Raw genomic sequence first — 16,302 nt, forward strand, 5'->3', positions numbered from 1 at the left:
GATGGGGTGCCGGCGGCCGTGGTGTCCTCAGCGGGTCAGCTCGCGGCGCCCGAGCGGGACGAGATGGCCTCCAGGAAGATGTCGGCGATCTTCGCGGGGTCCGGCGCGACGAACACGCCGCCGGCGCTGGTGGCCTTGGCGATCGCCTCGAGCTCACCCCGGTCGACCTCGTTGCCGATACCGATGATCACCATGCGCACCGGGCGCCTCGGGTCGTTCGCCTTCTTCAGCTCCGACACCAGGGTGGACCGGCTGATCCCGTCCGGGTTCTTGTTGGCGCCGTCGGTGAAGAGCAGCACCGAGTTGACCCGGCCCGCCTGCCAGCTGTCCTGCACGTTCTTGTACGCCGCGAGGGCGGTGTCGTACAGGCCGGTCTGGCCGCCGACCTTGGGCTTGATCTGCTGGATCGACGCCTGTAGCTGGGCCCGGCTCGAGGACAGCGGGCTGATCGGCTCGATCTCACGCCAGGCCCGCTTGCCCTCCAGCTCGGTGGAGAAGACCCAGGTGCCGACCGCCCACTTGTCGTCGAACAGGGCGAGACCCTGGGCGGCGGCCCGGCGGGTCACCTCGGCGCGGGTCAGGCCACCGGCCGTCGGCACCTTGGTGAGCATCGAGCCGGAGACGTCGAAGACGGCCAGCGCGCGGCCCGGCAGCGTGATCGCGGCCCAGCTGCCCAGCGCCCGGTTGAGCGCACCGGCGTCGAGACCGCCCGCGGCGGTGCCCTCGGTGCCGCTGCCCGCCGCCGCGGCGGGCGAGGCCTGCGGCGCGCCGACCGGCGCGGCGAAGCCGGTGCCGACCGTGCCGTCCGCGGCCCGCAGGCCGGACGCGGCCAGCTCGTTCTTGAAGCTGGCCTGCTCCAGCGCCTCGCGCAGGCCGGTCGCGGCCGCCGACTTGGTCAGGTCGACCTCCGGCATGACCGCGAACGGGTAGTCCAGCGCGGGCGGGGTCGGGTCGAGGTAGAGCGCGGCGAGCTTCACCTGCGGGCGTTCCGCGTTGTAGGCGACCACGTCCTCCTCGGACAGCGGCGCGGCGCTGATGCTGCTGGCCAGGTCCGCCGCGTCGAGCGAGCGGGGGAACTTCTGCAGCAGGTCGTCGCGCAGCGAGGAACTGCCGGCCGCCAGCGCGCGCAGGGCGCCGACCTGGGCGGCCTTGGCCTCCGGCTCGGAGCCGGTCGCGCTGCCCAGCGCGAGCAGGCCGGCCAGCCCGGCCGCGTCGCGGGTCGGGTCGACGATGCCGGTCCGCAGCGAGTTGCCGGTGGTCATCTTCGTCACCAGGTCGGACCAGCCGAGCTTCTTGTCCGGCCAGCCGACCTGCTGGGCGACGGGCTCGGGCATGGCGACGACAACCGGGCTCTGCGCGATCGACTTGCCGTCGGTGGGCACGAATCCGGACGCCTCCGAGCGCAGCCGGAGCAGCCACGTCGACGAGTCCGGGATCCACACGTCCGGGACGGCCGCCGACTTGCCGGCGGGGCCGAGCCCGGTGAGTGCGACGCCGTGCTTGAGCGCCACGGCCGAGGCCGTGGTCGCGGGGTTGACGCCGGTCACGTTCACGGCGACACAGGTTCCGTTGACGTTGGCACCGCCGGTGCTCCACTGCTGGGCAGCGCGCTCCACGGCGGGGGCGATCTCGGTGGCGGCAGCGACGGACAGCTTGATCTGACCGGAGCACTTGTCGTCAGCGAGACTCTGATAGCCGAGCCAGGAACCAGCGAGGACGACCACGATCGCCATCGCGGATGCGACGACGCCGGCTCCCCTGAGATTGAAGTTTCTGCGATGGCGGCCTGACACGCGCTCCATACTGCGCAGTACCGGACCTGAATGCCATATACGTTCGGACGAAAGTTACTCGGATTGGATTTTTCACGTACCTAATTCACGTTGCGTGATGGAGTCGTTCCGCGCAGTGCGCACTTCTCCGCGCGCCTTGCCGGATTTCGGCGGTACGTGACGACACTCCGCTGGTGTCCGCTTCCCGGTTATCGATCGATCCGGATGGGTTGCCAGCGCAGCACGCACGTCGGGCTGCCCTCGGCCACCGGCTCGCCCTGCGCCTGCGGGATGCCCGTGTCGGGGTCGATCCGGAAGACAGTGACGTTCTGTGATCGCTCGTTCGCTACATAGAGGTGATCACCGAGCAGGGCCAGGTGCCGCGGCCACTGCCCGCCGGTGACCACCTCGGCGATCAGCGTGCCGCCCTCGGGCGCCCAGGCGAAGACGGAGACCGTGTCGGGCCCACGGTTGGCCACGTACACGAAGCGGCCGTCGCGGCCCGCGGCCAGCTCCGACGGGAAGTTCGCCTTGTCCGCGCTGGCCGGCACGGCGCCGGCCAGGCGCAGGCTGCCGTCCGCCGGGTCCGGCCGGTACCAGCTCAGGTTGCCGGCCAGCTCGCCGACCAGCAGCAGGGCCCCGTCGATCGAGTGCCGCAGGTGCCGCGGGCCGGTGCCGGGCTCCGCCGCCACGGCCGCGCCGACGAGGATCAGCCGCCCCGAGACGGGATCGAGGCGGGCTCGCCACACCCGGTCCGAGCCCAGGTCGGCGATCAGCACCTCCGGCCCGTTCGGGTCCGGCGCGACCATGTGCGCGTGCGGGGCCTCCTGGCGGTCCGCGACCGGGCCCTGCCCCGCCAGCGGGAGCAGATCGCAGTGCTCGCCCGGCACCCCGTCGGCGTCGAGCGGGTGCACGGACACGCTGCCGCTGGTGTAGTTGGCCACCAGCAGGTGCCGCCCGTCGGCGGAGACCGCGAGGTGGCAGGGCGCGGCACCACCGGTCGACTGCACGGCCAGCGGGGTCAGGGAGGCGTCGGCGGCGACCGCGAAGGCGCTCACCGTGCCGGCGTCCAGCTCGTTGACCGCGTACAGCACCGGGAGCCGCGGGTGCTGGGCCAGGAAGGACGGTGAGGGGGTGCGGGCGGCGAGGCCCAGCCGGGTCAGGTCGCCGGTGGCCGGATCACGCCGCAGCAGCGCGATGCCCTCGCCCTCGCCACCGCTCTCACCGGTGTAGCAGCCGAGGAAGACGTACTCGTCGTTCGCGCCCATGCCCCAGATCCAATCACGCGGGCGGGGCGGCCGCGCGGACCCCCGTCCGACCCGCGCGACCGCCGCTGCGCCCGTACCTCAGGCGTTCAGCAGCTCGTAGGCCTTGTCGGTGGCCCGCTGCTGCTGGTCCGCCGCGGGTACGGCCGGGGTCGGCGTGGCGCCGTAGCCGGTGTACTTGATCTCGTACCGGCCGGCCTTGGTCTTGCCGGCGGCCGGGATCCGCACCACCGTCGAGGTCAGCCGGCCCTGGCTGTCCACGGTCGCCTCGAACGGCACCGCCTTGGCCTTCTGCCCCAGTGCCCGCAGCCGGGCGGCGTCGACGATCTCCGCCTCGCCCTGCTGGGTCAGGTCGGTGGTGCCGGCGAAGCGGCCGGGGCCGGTCTGCTCGACATCGACGATCGCCCGCAGCACCGCGCCGGCCTCGCCCGGATCGGTCTCGTTGTCGTACGCCAGCGGAACGTCGTCGCCCTTGACCTTCGCCGGGTCGAGCAGCATCCACTTCTTCGGCAGCTCGGGCAGCCCGGTCAGGCCCTTGGTGCCGGTGAACCGGATCTTGATCCAGGACTGCTTCCGCACCACCAGGAAGTCCGACAGCATGGTGAAGCCCGCCTCCGGCTCCCGGTACCGGAAGCCCACCCGGTAGCTCTGCTCGCCCGCGTTGATCTCCCCCGCGGTCGGGGTCTCGCCGTCCTCGACGGTGAACCGGAAGCTGCCGGTCGAGGCGTCCGGCAGCGACGCCAGCAGCGTGTCCCGCGGTCCGAGCGGCTTGTCGGCGGCGGGCGCCGCGTCCTTGACGGCATCCGCGACACCGCAGCCGCCGGCGACCGCGACACCCACCGCGAGCAGCACACCCAGGCCGGCCCGCCGCACCTCAGAAACTCTCATCAGCCTTCGCTTTCTCACACGCGGCGGCCGGCTGCACCGGCCCGCCTGTCGGGTTGATGCAGTGCAGCCTCGGGGACAGTGCTGCCATCCGGCTGCCGCTATGCTGCTGCCGGCTGCCGTTCCGCTGCCGTTTCACATCTGGGCTGCTCAAGGGGGGTGTCGCGGTGACCGACACACCGTCGGATCCCGCGCTGAGGTTCGAGATCCTCGGTGACCTCCGGGCACTGCGCGGCGCCGAGCCGCTCGACCTCGGGCCCGCCAAGCAGCGAGCCGTGCTGGCGGTGCTGCTGCTGCACGCCGGCCGGCCGGTGCCGACCCACCAGATCGTCGACGCGGTCTGGGCCGACGAACCGCCGGAGAACGGCGCCAACGTGGTCCAGAAGTACGTCGCCGGGCTGCGCCGGGTGCTGGAGCCGGAACGGTCACCCCGCAGCCCGGGCGAGCTGATCGCCCTGACCAACGGCGGATACGTGCTGCGCGTCGAGCCGGGCGCCCTGGACGCCGACCGCTTCCAGGCCGGGCTGGCGCAGGCCTCCGCCGACCGCAAGGCCGGCCGGCTGGCCGAGGCCGGCGAGTCGCTGCGCCGCGCCCTGGCGCTCTGGCGGGGCGAGGCGCTGCCCGGGCTCACCGGGCCGGTCTTCGACTCGGCCCGCAACCGGCTCACCGAGGCGCAGGCCACCGCCTGGGAGAAGTGGGCCGACATCGAGCTGGCCCGCGGCAACCACACCGGACTGATGCCCGACCTGGTCCGGCTGGTCGAGCAGTTCCCGCTCCGCGAGGGCCTGCGCGCGCAGCTGATGATCGCGCTGCACCAGGGCGGGCGGCAGGCCGAGGCGCTCGCCGCGTTCCGCGACGCCCGCGCCTACTTCCTCGAGGAGTTCGGCGTCGAGCCGGGCGAACGCATGCAGGAGACGCACAAGCGCATCCTGCGTGGCGAGCCGTTCTACTCCGAGCCGGTCGACCCGTGGGCGGACAGCGACGACATCCCGGCGCCCCGCGCCTCGCCGGAGGTCGCCCCGCCGGCCGCCGCGCCACCGCACACCCACGTGCAGCCGTACATCCCGCCGGACGTCACCGCGGTGGTGCCGGAGCCCCGTCCGGCCGTGCACCCGCCGGCCTGGGGTTTCACGCCGCCGGCCCCGCCCGCGTACGCGCCGTCGCACCAGCGCATCCCGGCCGGCGAGGTGGTCGCGGCCGCGCTGCTGCCGATCCTCATCTGCTCGTTCGGCAGCTGGATCTACTTCGTCTACGCGGGCATCCGCCGCGGCGATCGGCGCCAGTTCCTGGTGGCGCTGGGCTACGCGGGGTTGTTCGTGGTCGGCGTGGTCATCGCGTCGCTGCACCCGAGCCCGCCGGACAGCCCCGACCTCAACCCGACCGAATGGCTCGCCTTCGCGCTGTTCGCCGCCATCGCGGTCGGCTCGGCGGTGCACGGCGCGGTGCTCGCCTCGCACCCGGGTGACGGCCCGAACAGCCGCAACCTGCGCGACCAGGCGCGCCAGTTCGCGACCTTCGACCCGGAGCGGGCCCGCAGCCTCGGCGTCGGCCGGCCGGACCTGCTGCGCGCGTTCGACGACGGCGGCCTGGTCGACGTCAACCACGTGCCCGGCCACGAGCTGGCCCGGCTGCCCGGGCTCAGCTCCGAGCAGGCGCACGGCATCGTGATCGACCGGCTGAACCGCGGGCCGTACGCCCGGCCGGAGGATCTGGTCGTCCGTGGCGTGCTGCCGATGCGCACGGTGAACCGGCTCGCCGGCAAGCTGATCTGCCTGCCACCCGCGCCGACCGGCACGCCACCCGGCGGCTGGTCGTCGCCGCTACCGCCGCACACCGCCCGCTACGGCTGACCCCGCGGGGTCAGCGGGCGCCGGCAGCCAGCAGCTGGCGACGGGCTACGTACTCGACCAGCTCGATCAGCACGTTGCGGGCCGCCAGCGGCTCGCGGGCGTCGAACTCCACCACCGGCACGTCGGCGTCCAGGTCGAGCGCCTTGGACACCGCCTGCGCGCCGAACCGGCGATCGGAGTCGAAGCAGTTCACCGCGACCACGAACGGGGTGCCGCGCTGCTCGAAGTAGTCGATCGACGGGAAGCAGTCCGCCAGCCGGCGGACGTCGGCGAGCACGACGGCACCGAGCGCGCCCTGCGACAGCTCGTCCCAGAGGAACCAGAACCGGTCCTGCCCGGGCGTGCCGAAGAGGTAGAGCTGCAGGTCCTCGGTGATCGTGATGCGACCGAAGTCCATCGTGACCGTCGTGGTGCGCTTGCCCTCGACACCCGAGGTGTCGTCCGCACCCTCGACGCCGGTCAGCACCTCCTCGGTCTGTAGCGGCCGGATCTCGCTGACCGAGCCGACCATCGTGGTCTTGCCCGCACCGAACCCGCCGGCGATGAGGATCTTGAGCGCGACCGGGATACGCGAGCGCGTGCCGTCTCGGTCAGAGCGCACGGAGTCCATTGACAACCGCCTTGAGTACGTCGACGTCGTGCGGCTGGGTTGCCGCTGGGGGTTCATAGAGCGAAATGAGTCCCGCCGAGCGTAGATCACCCAGCAAGACCCGGACGACTCCGATGGAGAGGTCCAGTTTGGAGGCTAGTTCCACGACGGACGTGGGCTCCCACGCCGCGCCGACAAGAGCGTGATGCTCCGGTTGCAGCGACGGCGCCGGCGGTGCTCCGGGCGCGCTGGCCACCACGAACGCGACCAGGTCGAACTCGCCGCCGGACGGCGCGACCCGGCCCTGGGTCATGGCGTACGGCCGGACCACCGGACCAGCCTCGTGGTCCATCCAGTCATGCGGTGCCCGCAGCGGATCAGCGGGCATCGGACCCGGCGGGACGTTCCGGCGCATCCATCGTCTGCCCGACCCGGGTGACGAGCATGGCCATCTCGTACGCGATCAGGCCCAGATCCGCGTCGCTGGCGGCCAGCACCGCCAGGCATGCGCCCAGCCCGGCGGCCGTCACGAAGAGGAACGCGTCCTCCATCTCGACCACGGTCTGGCGTACCGGGCCGGCCCGGAAGTGCCGGCTCGCGCCCTTGGCCAGACTCTGGAAGCCGGCCGCCATCGCCGACAGGTGCTCGGCGTCCTCCCGGCTGAGCGCCGCGGAGGCGCCCATCATGAGCCCGTCCGCCGACAGCACCACAGCCTGCTGCGCGGAGGGCACCCGCTCGATCAGATCGTCGAGGAGCCAGGTGAGGTTGGCGCTCTGGTTTGTCGTGTATCCCACTTATGCGTCCTTATCCGGCCGGTTCTCGTGGTTCTCGGGCGCGTAGTCGGTGCTGTCGTCGGATCCGGCCGCCACCGGGTCCTGCACTGCCGGGAAAACGACGGTAGCCGCCTGCGACCACATCGGGTCCCCAACCGTCTCCTGTTTGTCAGTTTCCGGTCTGTCGTCCGGTCGGTCGTCGCTCGCGTCGCCGACCTTGCCGGGCTGCGCGGCGGCCAGGCCGGCCGCCTCCAGCCGGCCCCGGGTGGTGCCCCGCTGCAACGCGCTCATGAGCTTGCGGACCTGCTCCGGCGACCGGGCCGGGGCCGCGGCCTGCTCGGCGACCGGACCCCGCAACTGCGGCGCGAGGCTGGCCTGGCGTACCCGGCGCGGCAGCAGCGGCTCGTCACCGAGCGGGTCGTCACCGGCGGGCTCCGCGGCCGGCCGGCCGGGGGCCAGAGCGTCCGGGGTCGCCGGTTCCGGCTTTCCGGGGGCCGGCGTCTCGATCGGCGCGGCCGTCAGCTCGTCGGGCGCGGTCCGCTGCGTGGGGATGCGCGGCCCGGGCAGCGGGGTGGCGCCGGGACCGGGCAGCAGCGCCGGCCCCTCGCCGTGCCGCAACGGACTGTCGAGGCTGGGCCGGGCGCCGTTCACCGAGCCCCCGGCCAGGCCGTTGCCGGCCGGCGGCGCACCCGGGAAGCCGCTGCCGTTCAGGCTGCCGCCGGCCAGGCCGTTGCCGGTCGCGGTGCGGCCGTCGCCGACCGACGGCAGGTCCGAGCCGAGCGACCCCGGTGGGGTCAGGCCCGCCGGAGAGGTCAGGTTGGGCGGGAGCAGGGCGGGCGGCGCCGCGGGCTCGCCGGCGGGGCGGCGTGGCTTGGTGCGGCGGCGCTGCACGAGCCCGTCCTCGGTGAGCCCGTCCACGACCGCGCTGGGCGCCGGGCCGCCGACCGTGCCGGTCGGCTCCGCGACCGGCGTGCCGGACATGCCCAGGCCGTGCCGGCTCAGCGGGCGGGTCGGGTCGGTCACGTCGGTTCCGGCGGCCGAGTCGAGCAGGTCCGCGCCGGGCCCCGCGGCCCGGTCGACCGGTTCCGGCACCGGCGTCGCGGTCCCGTTGATCGTCACCGGGCGTCCGGGCACCGCGATCGACCGCAGCTCCTCGGTGCCCTGCCACTGCAGGGCCGCGAGCGAGCTGCGGGCCGGGTCCTCGGTGCCGGTGCCGACCAGCGGCCGGTCCCAGGACTGGTCCGGCGGCGTGGTGCCGGCCGGCAGCGCGGTCCGGGCTGCCCCGCCGGCGACGAGCTCGCCGGGCACCAGCACGATGGCGGTCACGCCGCCGTAGCCGCTGGGCCGCAGCGAGACCCGGATGCCCTGCCGGTGGGCGAGCTGGGCGACGACGAACAGGCCGAGCCGGGCGCTGTCGGCGGGGTCGAAGTCCGGCGGTTCGAGGAGTTTGCGGTTGGCCTCGGCGAGCGCCTCGGGGGACATGCCCAGGCCGCGGTCCTCGATCTCCAGCGCGTACCCGTTGGGCAGGACCTGGCCGACCACCTGGACCCGGGTCTGCGGCGGGGAGAACGACGCCGCGTTCTCCAGCAACTCGGCGAGCAGGTGGATGACGTCGCCGACGGCCCGGCCGAGCACCGCCGCCGACTCGATCGAGACGATGTCGACCCGCTTGTAGTCCTCGACCTCGCTGATCGCGCCGCGGACCACGTCGATCACCGGCACCGGGTTGCGCCAGCCCCGGCCGGGCGCGGCGCCGGCCAGGATGACCAGGTCCTCGGCGTGCCGGCGCATCCGGGTGGCCAGGTGGTCGACGCGGTACAGGTCCTCGAGCTCGTCCGGCTCGGTCTCGCGCCGTTCCATCTTGTCGAGCAGGGCCAGCTGGCGGTGCAGCAGGGTCTGGCTGCGCCGGGCGATGTTGAGGAAGACCTCGTTGATGCCGCGGCGGACGTTCGCCTCCTCGACGGCCGACTGCACGGCCGTGCGCTGCACCTCGTTGAACGCGTGGCCGAGCTGGCCGATCTCGTCCCGGCCGTACTCCAGGGGTGGGGTCTCCACCTCGACGTCGACGGCCTCGCCGCGTTGCAGCCGCCGGACCACCGCCGGCAGCCGTTCGCCGGCCAGCTCCAGGGCCTCGCCGCGGAGCCGGCCGAGCCGGCCGACGATCGAGCGGCCGACCTTGATCGCGACCACCAGCGAGACGATCAGCGCGATCAGCCCCAGCAGGCCGCCCAGCACGAGCCGGACCAGGACCCGGGTGGCGAACGGCATCGCGTCGCCGGTGACCGACTCGGTGGCGGCCCGCTCGAACTGCACGAACTCCTGGCGGAAGGCGTCGTACGCGGTCTTCCACTCGGCGCCGGTGACCGGCGAGGCGGTTCCGGGCCGGGTGCCGGCGACCAGGTTGTCCTGCAGCTCGCGGAGCTTGGTGTAGGCAGGTCCGCTGTAGAGCTTCTGGTAGCTCGTCCGGTCCCGCACGGGCAGGTCCGTGACACCCTGACCCATCAGGAAGCGGCTGGTGGCGATGTTGGTGAGCAGGTCGATGCGGGCCTGGGCGCCGAACTCGCCGGCCCGCTGCGCGCCGGCCAGCAGCGAGTCGACCCGGGCCAGGTGCTCGCTGCCCAGGGCGATCGAGGTCAGCGCCCGGATCTGCTCGTCGACCCGTTCGTCGCCGAAGGTCGCGAACGAGGTGAACAGCTGGAACCCGGAGTCGAGGATGCTGTTGTAAAGGTTCTGGGCGCCCACCGGGTCCACCGCCCGGCGGTCCACGTGGCCGCGGTTGCCGGTCAGGCTCCCCACGTCGGCGATCAGGCGGTCGACCCGGAGCCGGACCGCGTCGCCGGCCGCATCCTGGGCGTTCTCGCTGGTGGCGCCGGCCCGGAACGCGACCGCGGCCTTGTCGGTCTCCAGCCGCTGGGCGCTCATCGCGGCGGGGCTGGCGTCCGCGGCGGAGAGGAACTCGACCGTGAGCCGGCGCTCGCGCTGCAGGGCGCCCAGCAGCGCCTTGCCCGGCTTGGCCACGTCGCTGAGCAGGGTCTGCGCCGACAGCAGATTGACCGCCGGACCGGCGGTCAGGGTCGTCACGAAAATCCACTGCGCCAGCAGCGTGAGGACCGGCACCGCGACCAACGCGATGATCTTCGAACGGATCGACCAGTTGCGGGTTCTCATCAGACTCCGCCCGAGGGGGATTGCAGGACCAACGGCACGCAGGCCGAGGTGACCACGGACGAGGGATTGACGGCCGTTGACGGCGGTGCTGCGTGCGCCTTCGGCAGAATACGGAATGGAGGCGTCCGCAGCCACCTCAGACGCGTGCCATTGATCTTCGCAAAACAGCATCGAACCGTGCGAAGCGGTCCGCTGCCGCGGAAGTGTGGTCACCGCCCTTTTCTGGAGCAGATCAGGTTCGACCGGCGCGCCCAGCCGGCGGGATTTCAGGCCGGGCCCTCGATTCGGATTGATGACCCTGGTTGAGTGGGCATACCTCCGATGAAGAAGGAGGACCGCCATGCCCGCTTGGCTCACCATCGTCCTGATCATCATCGTGCTGGTTGTCGTCGCCGCGATCCTGCTCGCGGTGCGGGCCGGCCGACGCAAGCAACTGCAGAAGACCTTCGGTCCCGAGTACGACCGGGTCGTCGCCGACTCGGACAGCCGTACCGAGGCCGAGCGCGAGCTGCGCGACCGCGAGAAGCGGCACGCCGAGCTCGAGCTGAAGCCGCTGTCCGCCGAGTCCAAGGCCCGGTACTCGGTCGCCTGGGAAGAGGTGCAGATCCAGTTCGTGGACGCGCCCGAGACCGCCGTGACGACCGCCGACGAGCTGACCACCCGGCTCATCGCGGAGCGTGGCTACCCCACCGGCGACTACGACGACCAGCTCGCCACCCTCTCCGTCGGACACGCCCGCACGCTCGAGCACTACCGCGACGCCCACGCGATCAGTGAGCGCAGCAAGAGCGGCGAGGCGAGCACCGAGGACCTGCGGCAGGCGCTGGTCCACTACCGCGCGCTCTTCGCCGACCTCCTCGGCGAGAATCCGGTACGCAGCGAGGGCGCCACCCAGCCGGCGACCGAGCCGAAAGTTCCCGCCCAGCAGATCAACAACCACGACAGCGACGTCGCGGACTCCCGTCCCGACGCCACGAGCCGCTGAGGAGTCCCGACCATGCGTTTCTTCTCCAACGACGCGCGCGAGTCCACCGACGAGCAGTCCGCCGACGACCAGGCCAAGGACCAGGCCCACGACGAGCAGCCGGAGCGGGTGCAGTCCGACCCGGTGGCCGTGCCGCACCAGCGGCCGCCGTCGCCCTGGTCGGACACCCCGACCGCGACCGACGACTCGGCACGCACCGACGACCCCGCACGCACCGACGACTCGGCCCGCACCGACGCCGAGCGCCACGACGAGACCGACGACCCTGACGCCGAGGCCCGCCGCGACGACACCGAGCCGCCGCCGGTCCCAGAGCCCGGCACGCAGCCGACCGCTTTCGGCGCCGCCACCGTCGGGGGCACGTCCGCGACGGCCGACCCGGACCGGGCCGCGGCCGAGGACGGCGTGGTGACCTCCTCCACCAACACGTACGCGGGCAGCACCGCGGACTCGGCCCCGGACACCGTCCCGGCCACCTGGACCGAGGGCGACACCCGCGACCCCGATCCCGTGGTGGATCTGCCGCTCGACGACAAGACCGAGACCGACACGACCCCCGCCGCCGACCGGGACGTCTCGGAGAGCGACCAGGACGTCTCACCCGGCGACCGGGACGTGAACCAGGACGACTCGGTCACCACCTTTGCCGACTCGCCGGTCGTCGCCGCGCCCGCCGGCTCCACCGTGGACGATGCCGACCGCGCCGAGACGGCGACGGACACCGACGCAGGTCCGCTCAAGGACGACGGTAGCTTCGACGACCCGAAGGCGGTTGACCCGGTGACCGAGACCCCGCTCGACGAGGACAGCGCCACCCAGAGCACCCCCGCCGTCGTGGCGGCAGCCCCGGCCGCCACGAAGCCCGACACCCTCTTCGACCAGGACGACGCCAAGAGCTTCCAGGAACGCTGGCGCGACGTGCAGCTGCGCTTCGTGGACAGCCCCAAGGACGCCGCCGGTGACGCCGCCAAGCTCGTCGACGAGGCCGTCGACAAGCTCACCGCCAGCCTGCGCGCCCAGCGCGAAGGCCTGAACAACGACACCGAGGACACCGAACAGCTCCGCGTGCAGCTGCGCGGCTACCGCGACGTGCTCAACCGGATCCTCAGCCTCTGACCCCCGCCCAGGTTCGCTCCCCCGGCCGGCCGCGTGCTCACCGCACGCGGCCGGTGCCATGCTGGGCGGATGCGCGCGTCCCGGCTCCTGTCCCTGCTGCTGTTGCTGCAGACCCGGGGCCGGATGACCGCCCAGGCCCTCGCCGACGAGCTCGAGGTCTCGGTGCGGACCGTCTACCGCGACATCGAGTCGCTCGGCTCGGCCGGCGTGCCGGTCTACGCCGACCGTGGCCCGGCCGGCGGTTACCAGCTGCTCGACGGCTACCGCACCCGGCTGACCGGCCTCACCGGCGACGAGGCCGGCACGCTGTTCCTGGCCGGGATGCCGGGACCGGCCGCGGCGCTGGGTCTCGGCTCGGTGCTGGCGGCCGCGCAGCTCAAGCTGCGTGCGGCGCTGCCTGGTGAGCTGGCCGACCGGGCGGATCGGGTACGCGAGCGCTTCCACCTGGACGCGCCCGGCTGGTTCCGGGCCGACGAGCCGACCCCGCACCTGGCCACGGTGGCGGACGCGGTGTGGCAGGCGCGGCAGCTCGAGGTGCGGTACCGGCGCTGGAAGGCGCCCCGGGAGGTGACCCGGACGCTGTCGCCACTGGGCGTGGTGCTCAAGGCCGGACGCTGGTATCTGGTGGCGGCATCCCGGGACCGGGTCACCGCGTACCGGGTGGTGAACGTGCTGGAGGCGGCGCTGCTCGACGAGCCCGCACACCGGCCGGCGGGGTTCGACCTGGCCGAGTTCTGGCGGGAGTGGACCGAGCAGTACGAACGTGGCGTCTACACCGCGGCGGCGACCGTACGGATGACGACCGAGGCGCTGGACCGGATGGCGTTCGTCTTCCCGCCGGAGATGTCCCGCACCGCCCGCGCCCGCGCCGGCCCGCCCGACGCCGACGGCTGGCTGACCACCACGGTGCCCATCGAGTCGGCCCGGCACGGCCACATCGAGCTGCTGAAACTGGGCGCCGACGCCGAGGTGCTGGACCCGCCGGAGCTGCGGGCGATGTTCGTGGCGACCGCCCGGGGACTGGGCCGGACCTATCTCGCGGCGCCCGGTGACGGGCCGGACAGCACGGAACCCGGGCCGGCTCGGCCCGGGTTCCGGGTGGATCAGTCGTCAGACCAGTGAGCTCGCGTCCGCGACCGGGTCGCTCTGCGGCACCGACGGCGGCTGCGGTGGCACGTCCGGCTCGTCGTCGCCCGGCGGCGGATCGTCCGTCGGGGTGGTCGGCCCAGTCGGCGGATCCGACTCGTCCTCGCCCGGATCCGCGGGCTTCGGCGAACCCGACTCGACCGGTGGGGTCGACGGACCGGTCGAAGCGGACGGCGACGACGACGGCGACCCGGGCGCCACCGGACGGGCCTTCTTGGTCCGGGTGAGCGGTTGGGTGTTGGACTTCGGTTCGGTCTGGATCACCTCGGCGTCGGTGGGCGCGTCCCCCGCGCCCGACCCGCCCCGCGGCGCCTGCAGTTGCTGCTGCTCGGATGTGACGGCGGGCGGCCGCTCAGGCGACAACGTCACCTGACCGAACTGCGCGCCCAACCACATCGCCGGTCCGAGGCCGATCGCGACGATGGCCCCGAAGAGCGCCAATGGTCCCCGTTCCATCGCGCCCCTCCCCCCTGTCATGACGAATCATCGCCGCGTCGAGTGAGGTTCATCTACCCAATTAAGCGACAGGTAAGCGAACGAACATGGATCTCATCATGACGTCTGGTGACGGCTCAGTAACTCGTCCCGTCGGACATACGACCGCGCTTTCTTCACCACGGATCGCGGCTCGGAACGGTTCAGCCGAAACGGCGACTATCGGGTACGGGACAGGAACGCCACGGCGTCGTCGAGCGCGGCCCAGCCACCCGGCAGTTCGTCGGAATCCAGCGCCGCCCGCACGCTGAGGCTGCCACCGTCGCGCAGGCTCAGATCCCAGCTCTTGCGCTTGGTCCGGGTGGCGCCGGCGACCTCGGCGAACGGCACGAACCGGCTGCCGGGCGCGGTCTCGTCACGCTGCGGCAGATCGGCGGCGGCAAACCGGGCCAGCCGCCGCTTGGCGGAGCCGTTCTGCGACCGGGGCAGCCCGGGCACCAGGAACAGTCCGGTGTCGACGATCAACAGGTCGGTCCGGGCCCCGTCGACCACCAGGTTGACCACGCCGCCGACCACCTCGGGCCGGCTCTGCGCGACCTCCGCGCCGGGCCCGGCGGCGGGATCGATGCCCAGCTCGGCCAGCCGCTCCCGGGCGGCGCCGACCGTCGCCGGGTCGCCGGCCAGCGCGGCCAGCCCACCGAGATCGAGGTGCGCGCCGTCGGCGGCGATGAGCTCGGCGTTGCCCGTCCAGCTGTGCCGCCAGCGGGCCGCGCCGCTGCGCAACGCGGCCAGCGCGAGCAGCAGCGTGACCAGCTCGGCGACGCGGCCGGCGGTCTCGTCGGCGGGCAGCCCGGCGAAGACCGACTCGGCGGCCTTGTGCAGCCGGCCGTCGGCGGCCAGGTCGAGCACGTCGGCGGCATGCGCGACGGGAACGCCGGCGGCCCGGGAGATGGTGGCCAGGGCACCGTCGGCCTCGCGCTGCATCTCGACCGTGCGGGCGGCGCCGAAGAAGGCGTCCCAGTCGACGGTGGTGCGGCCCTGGGCGGGGAAGGCGACGCCCTGCAGGGCACGGCCGAGCCCGGGCAGATCGGGGACCAGATCCCCGGCCGGCGCGCCGAGCTCGGGCAGCTGCTGACCCACCGGCTCCTCACCGGAGGCCGAAGTGGACATATGGGACAGCGTTTCGATCGGGCCCGACTCTGCCGCCGGGGCGACGGCTTCCGATCCGGCCGCCGGCACAGCCGCGCCGACCAGCTCGGGCGTTTCCCCGGACAGCTCGCGGGGCGCGGCGATCGGTGCCGGGGTCAATGCCGCGACCCGGTCCGCGACCGGCGGGTGGGTGTCCCAGGTGGTCGGGGCGCCGGGGTCCCGGGCGCGCAGCACTGCCACGTCGTCCGCGCGGGCCGCCAGCACCCGCAGGAACCCACCGAAGAGGTCGTCCGGCACGTGGCCCGCCTGCCAGCCCGGTCCCAGGTACTCGGCGTGGAAGATCCGCTGCAACGCGTCCAGCGCGGGCAGGTCACGCAGCACCGCGCGGGCCGCGACGGGCCCGGCGTACTCGGCCGCGATCCGGTCGGCGGTCAGTTCCTGGGCGCGGCTGAACGGCGCGTCGACGCGGCGGTAGAACTTGGCGTAGGTGCGCAGCAGCGGCCCGGCCGGGTTGCGCGGCGGGATGCGGGGCACCGTCCGGCCGACCGCCACCCGGCCGCGGTAGGCCAGCGGCGCGAGCCGGCTCAGCCGCGGGGAGAAGTGGCCCAGCTCGTGCGCCGTGACCGCGCGCAGGTGCGCCTCGTCCCAGGCCTGCAGCAGCGGCAGGCCCAGGTACAGGTCGCGGCGGCCGCCGAGCAGGCCGAGCAGGTGGGTGCGTTCGATGATCTTCGCGGCCGCGTCGGCGACGATCGTCACCCGGTCCGGGACGCGGGTGCCGGCGGCGGCCGCCGCGCCGTCCAGCAGGGCCCAGAGCTGGGGGGCGTCCTCGCGGGTCACCGGGATGCCGACCGGCTCGGGGCGGCGGGTGTGCAGGGCCCGCCAGGTCGCGTACGCCATCACGCCGACCGTCGCGATGCAGACCGGCAGGCCCAGCCGCAGGGCGGCGGCGCCCGGCAGCATCGAGAGCAGCAGCAGGACCGGCACCACGACCAGCGCCAGCTGCGCCGCCGCGACGAGCAGGAACCCGGCCAGCGCGGTCGCCGATGCCAGCACCCTCTTCTGCACGCGGCTAGCCTAGGGCCGGCCCGCGACCCCGCCGCAGCCGCCGCTCCGGCGCCCGCTCCCGATCCGGCCCCGCGGAACGGTCCTGACGTGCGCCGATCCGGCCC

13 protein-coding genes are annotated in these 16,302 nt (G+C 73.5%); 4 read left to right on the plus strand and 9 right to left on the minus strand.

All coding sequences use genetic code 11. The features are described from left to right. Positions 1 to 35 precede the first annotated feature (35 nt). The 3 genes from ACIBQZ_RS09440 to ACIBQZ_RS09450 form a co-directional block, all read right to left on the minus strand. Positions 36 to 1,733, minus strand: a complete 1,698-nt coding sequence (locus ACIBQZ_RS09440; RefSeq protein ID WP_396088048.1) for a VWA domain-containing protein — start codon at positions 1,731 to 1,733, stop codon at positions 36 to 38. A gap of 248 nt (positions 1,734 to 1,981) precedes the next feature. Then, a complete protein-coding gene (locus ACIBQZ_RS09445; protein WP_396088049.1) occupies positions 1,982 to 3,040 on the minus strand; it encodes a lactonase family protein in 1,059 nt (352 codons plus the stop codon). A gap of 78 nt (positions 3,041 to 3,118) precedes the next feature. Next, a complete protein-coding gene (locus ACIBQZ_RS09450; protein ID WP_396088050.1) occupies positions 3,119 to 3,925 on the minus strand; it encodes a hypothetical protein in 807 nt (268 codons plus the stop codon). 164 nt (positions 3,926 to 4,089) lie between these two features. Between ACIBQZ_RS09450 and ACIBQZ_RS09455 the strand changes: the two genes are divergently transcribed. Beyond that, entirely contained in the window at positions 4,090 to 5,772 is a 1,683-nt protein-coding gene (locus ACIBQZ_RS09455; RefSeq protein WP_396088051.1) for a BTAD domain-containing putative transcriptional regulator, read from the plus strand. 10 nt (positions 5,773 to 5,782) lie between these two features. Here the strand turns inward: ACIBQZ_RS09455 and ACIBQZ_RS09460 are convergent, their stop codons facing one another. The 4 genes from ACIBQZ_RS09460 to ACIBQZ_RS09475 are packed head-to-tail and all read right to left on the minus strand — an operon-like array spanning position 5,783 to position 10,302. Continuing rightward, positions 5,783 to 6,382, minus strand: coding sequence for a GTP-binding protein (locus tag ACIBQZ_RS09460; protein ID WP_396088052.1), 600 nt, complete (start codon positions 6,380 to 6,382; stop codon positions 5,783 to 5,785). Beyond that, positions 6,363 to 6,749 (minus strand): DUF742 domain-containing protein, encoded by a 387-nt coding sequence (locus ACIBQZ_RS09465; RefSeq protein ID WP_396088053.1) that lies wholly within the window; start codon positions 6,747 to 6,749, stop codon positions 6,363 to 6,365. The genes ACIBQZ_RS09460 and ACIBQZ_RS09465 overlap by 20 nt, the downstream gene beginning before the upstream one ends. Beyond that, positions 6,739 to 7,155, minus strand: a complete 417-nt coding sequence (locus ACIBQZ_RS09470) for a roadblock/LC7 domain-containing protein (protein ID WP_212989688.1) — start codon at positions 7,153 to 7,155, stop codon at positions 6,739 to 6,741. Before ACIBQZ_RS09470 ends, ACIBQZ_RS09465 begins: the two co-directional genes overlap by 11 nt. After that, positions 7,156 to 10,302, minus strand: a complete 3,147-nt coding sequence (locus ACIBQZ_RS09475) for a nitrate- and nitrite sensing domain-containing protein (protein WP_396088054.1) — start codon at positions 10,300 to 10,302, stop codon at positions 7,156 to 7,158. A gap of 340 nt (positions 10,303 to 10,642) precedes the next feature. Between ACIBQZ_RS09475 and ACIBQZ_RS09480 the strand changes: the two genes are divergently transcribed. The 3 genes from ACIBQZ_RS09480 to ACIBQZ_RS09490 all read left to right on the plus strand — a co-directional run bounded on the left by ACIBQZ_RS09480 (position 10,643) and on the right by ACIBQZ_RS09490 (position 13,525). Next, positions 10,643 to 11,287: a hypothetical protein gene (locus ACIBQZ_RS09480; protein ID WP_396088055.1), complete on the plus strand. Its 645-nt coding sequence runs from the start codon at positions 10,643 to 10,645 to the stop codon at positions 11,285 to 11,287. A 12-nt stretch (positions 11,288 to 11,299) separates the two neighbouring features. Continuing rightward, positions 11,300 to 12,403 carry a hypothetical protein gene (locus tag ACIBQZ_RS09485; RefSeq protein WP_396088056.1) on the plus strand — a complete coding sequence of 368 codons (1,104 nt, stop codon included), beginning with the start codon at positions 11,300 to 11,302 and terminating at the stop codon, positions 12,401 to 12,403. 69 nt (positions 12,404 to 12,472) lie between these two features. Next, entirely contained in the window at positions 12,473 to 13,525 is a 1,053-nt protein-coding gene (locus tag ACIBQZ_RS09490) for a helix-turn-helix transcriptional regulator (RefSeq protein ID WP_396088057.1), read from the plus strand. On the opposite strand, the gene ACIBQZ_RS09495 is transcribed toward ACIBQZ_RS09490, so the two are convergent. After that, the gene (locus ACIBQZ_RS09495; RefSeq protein WP_396088058.1) at positions 13,514 to 14,005 is read right to left on the minus strand and encodes a hypothetical protein; all 492 of its coding nucleotides are present in this window, start codon (positions 14,003 to 14,005) and stop codon (positions 13,514 to 13,516) included. The two genes, ACIBQZ_RS09490 and ACIBQZ_RS09495, sit on opposite strands and share 12 nt — an antisense overlap. A gap of 198 nt (positions 14,006 to 14,203) precedes the next feature. Next, the gene (locus tag ACIBQZ_RS09500; protein ID WP_396088059.1) at positions 14,204 to 16,198 is read right to left on the minus strand and encodes a M48 family metalloprotease; all 1,995 of its coding nucleotides are present in this window, start codon (positions 16,196 to 16,198) and stop codon (positions 14,204 to 14,206) included. Between the last annotated feature and the right edge of the window lie 104 nt (positions 16,199 to 16,302).

Origin of the sequence: Actinoplanes sp. NPDC049599, from assembly GCF_044465625.1 — a bacterium.
GTDB lineage: Bacteria > Actinomycetota > Actinomycetes > Mycobacteriales > Micromonosporaceae > Actinoplanes.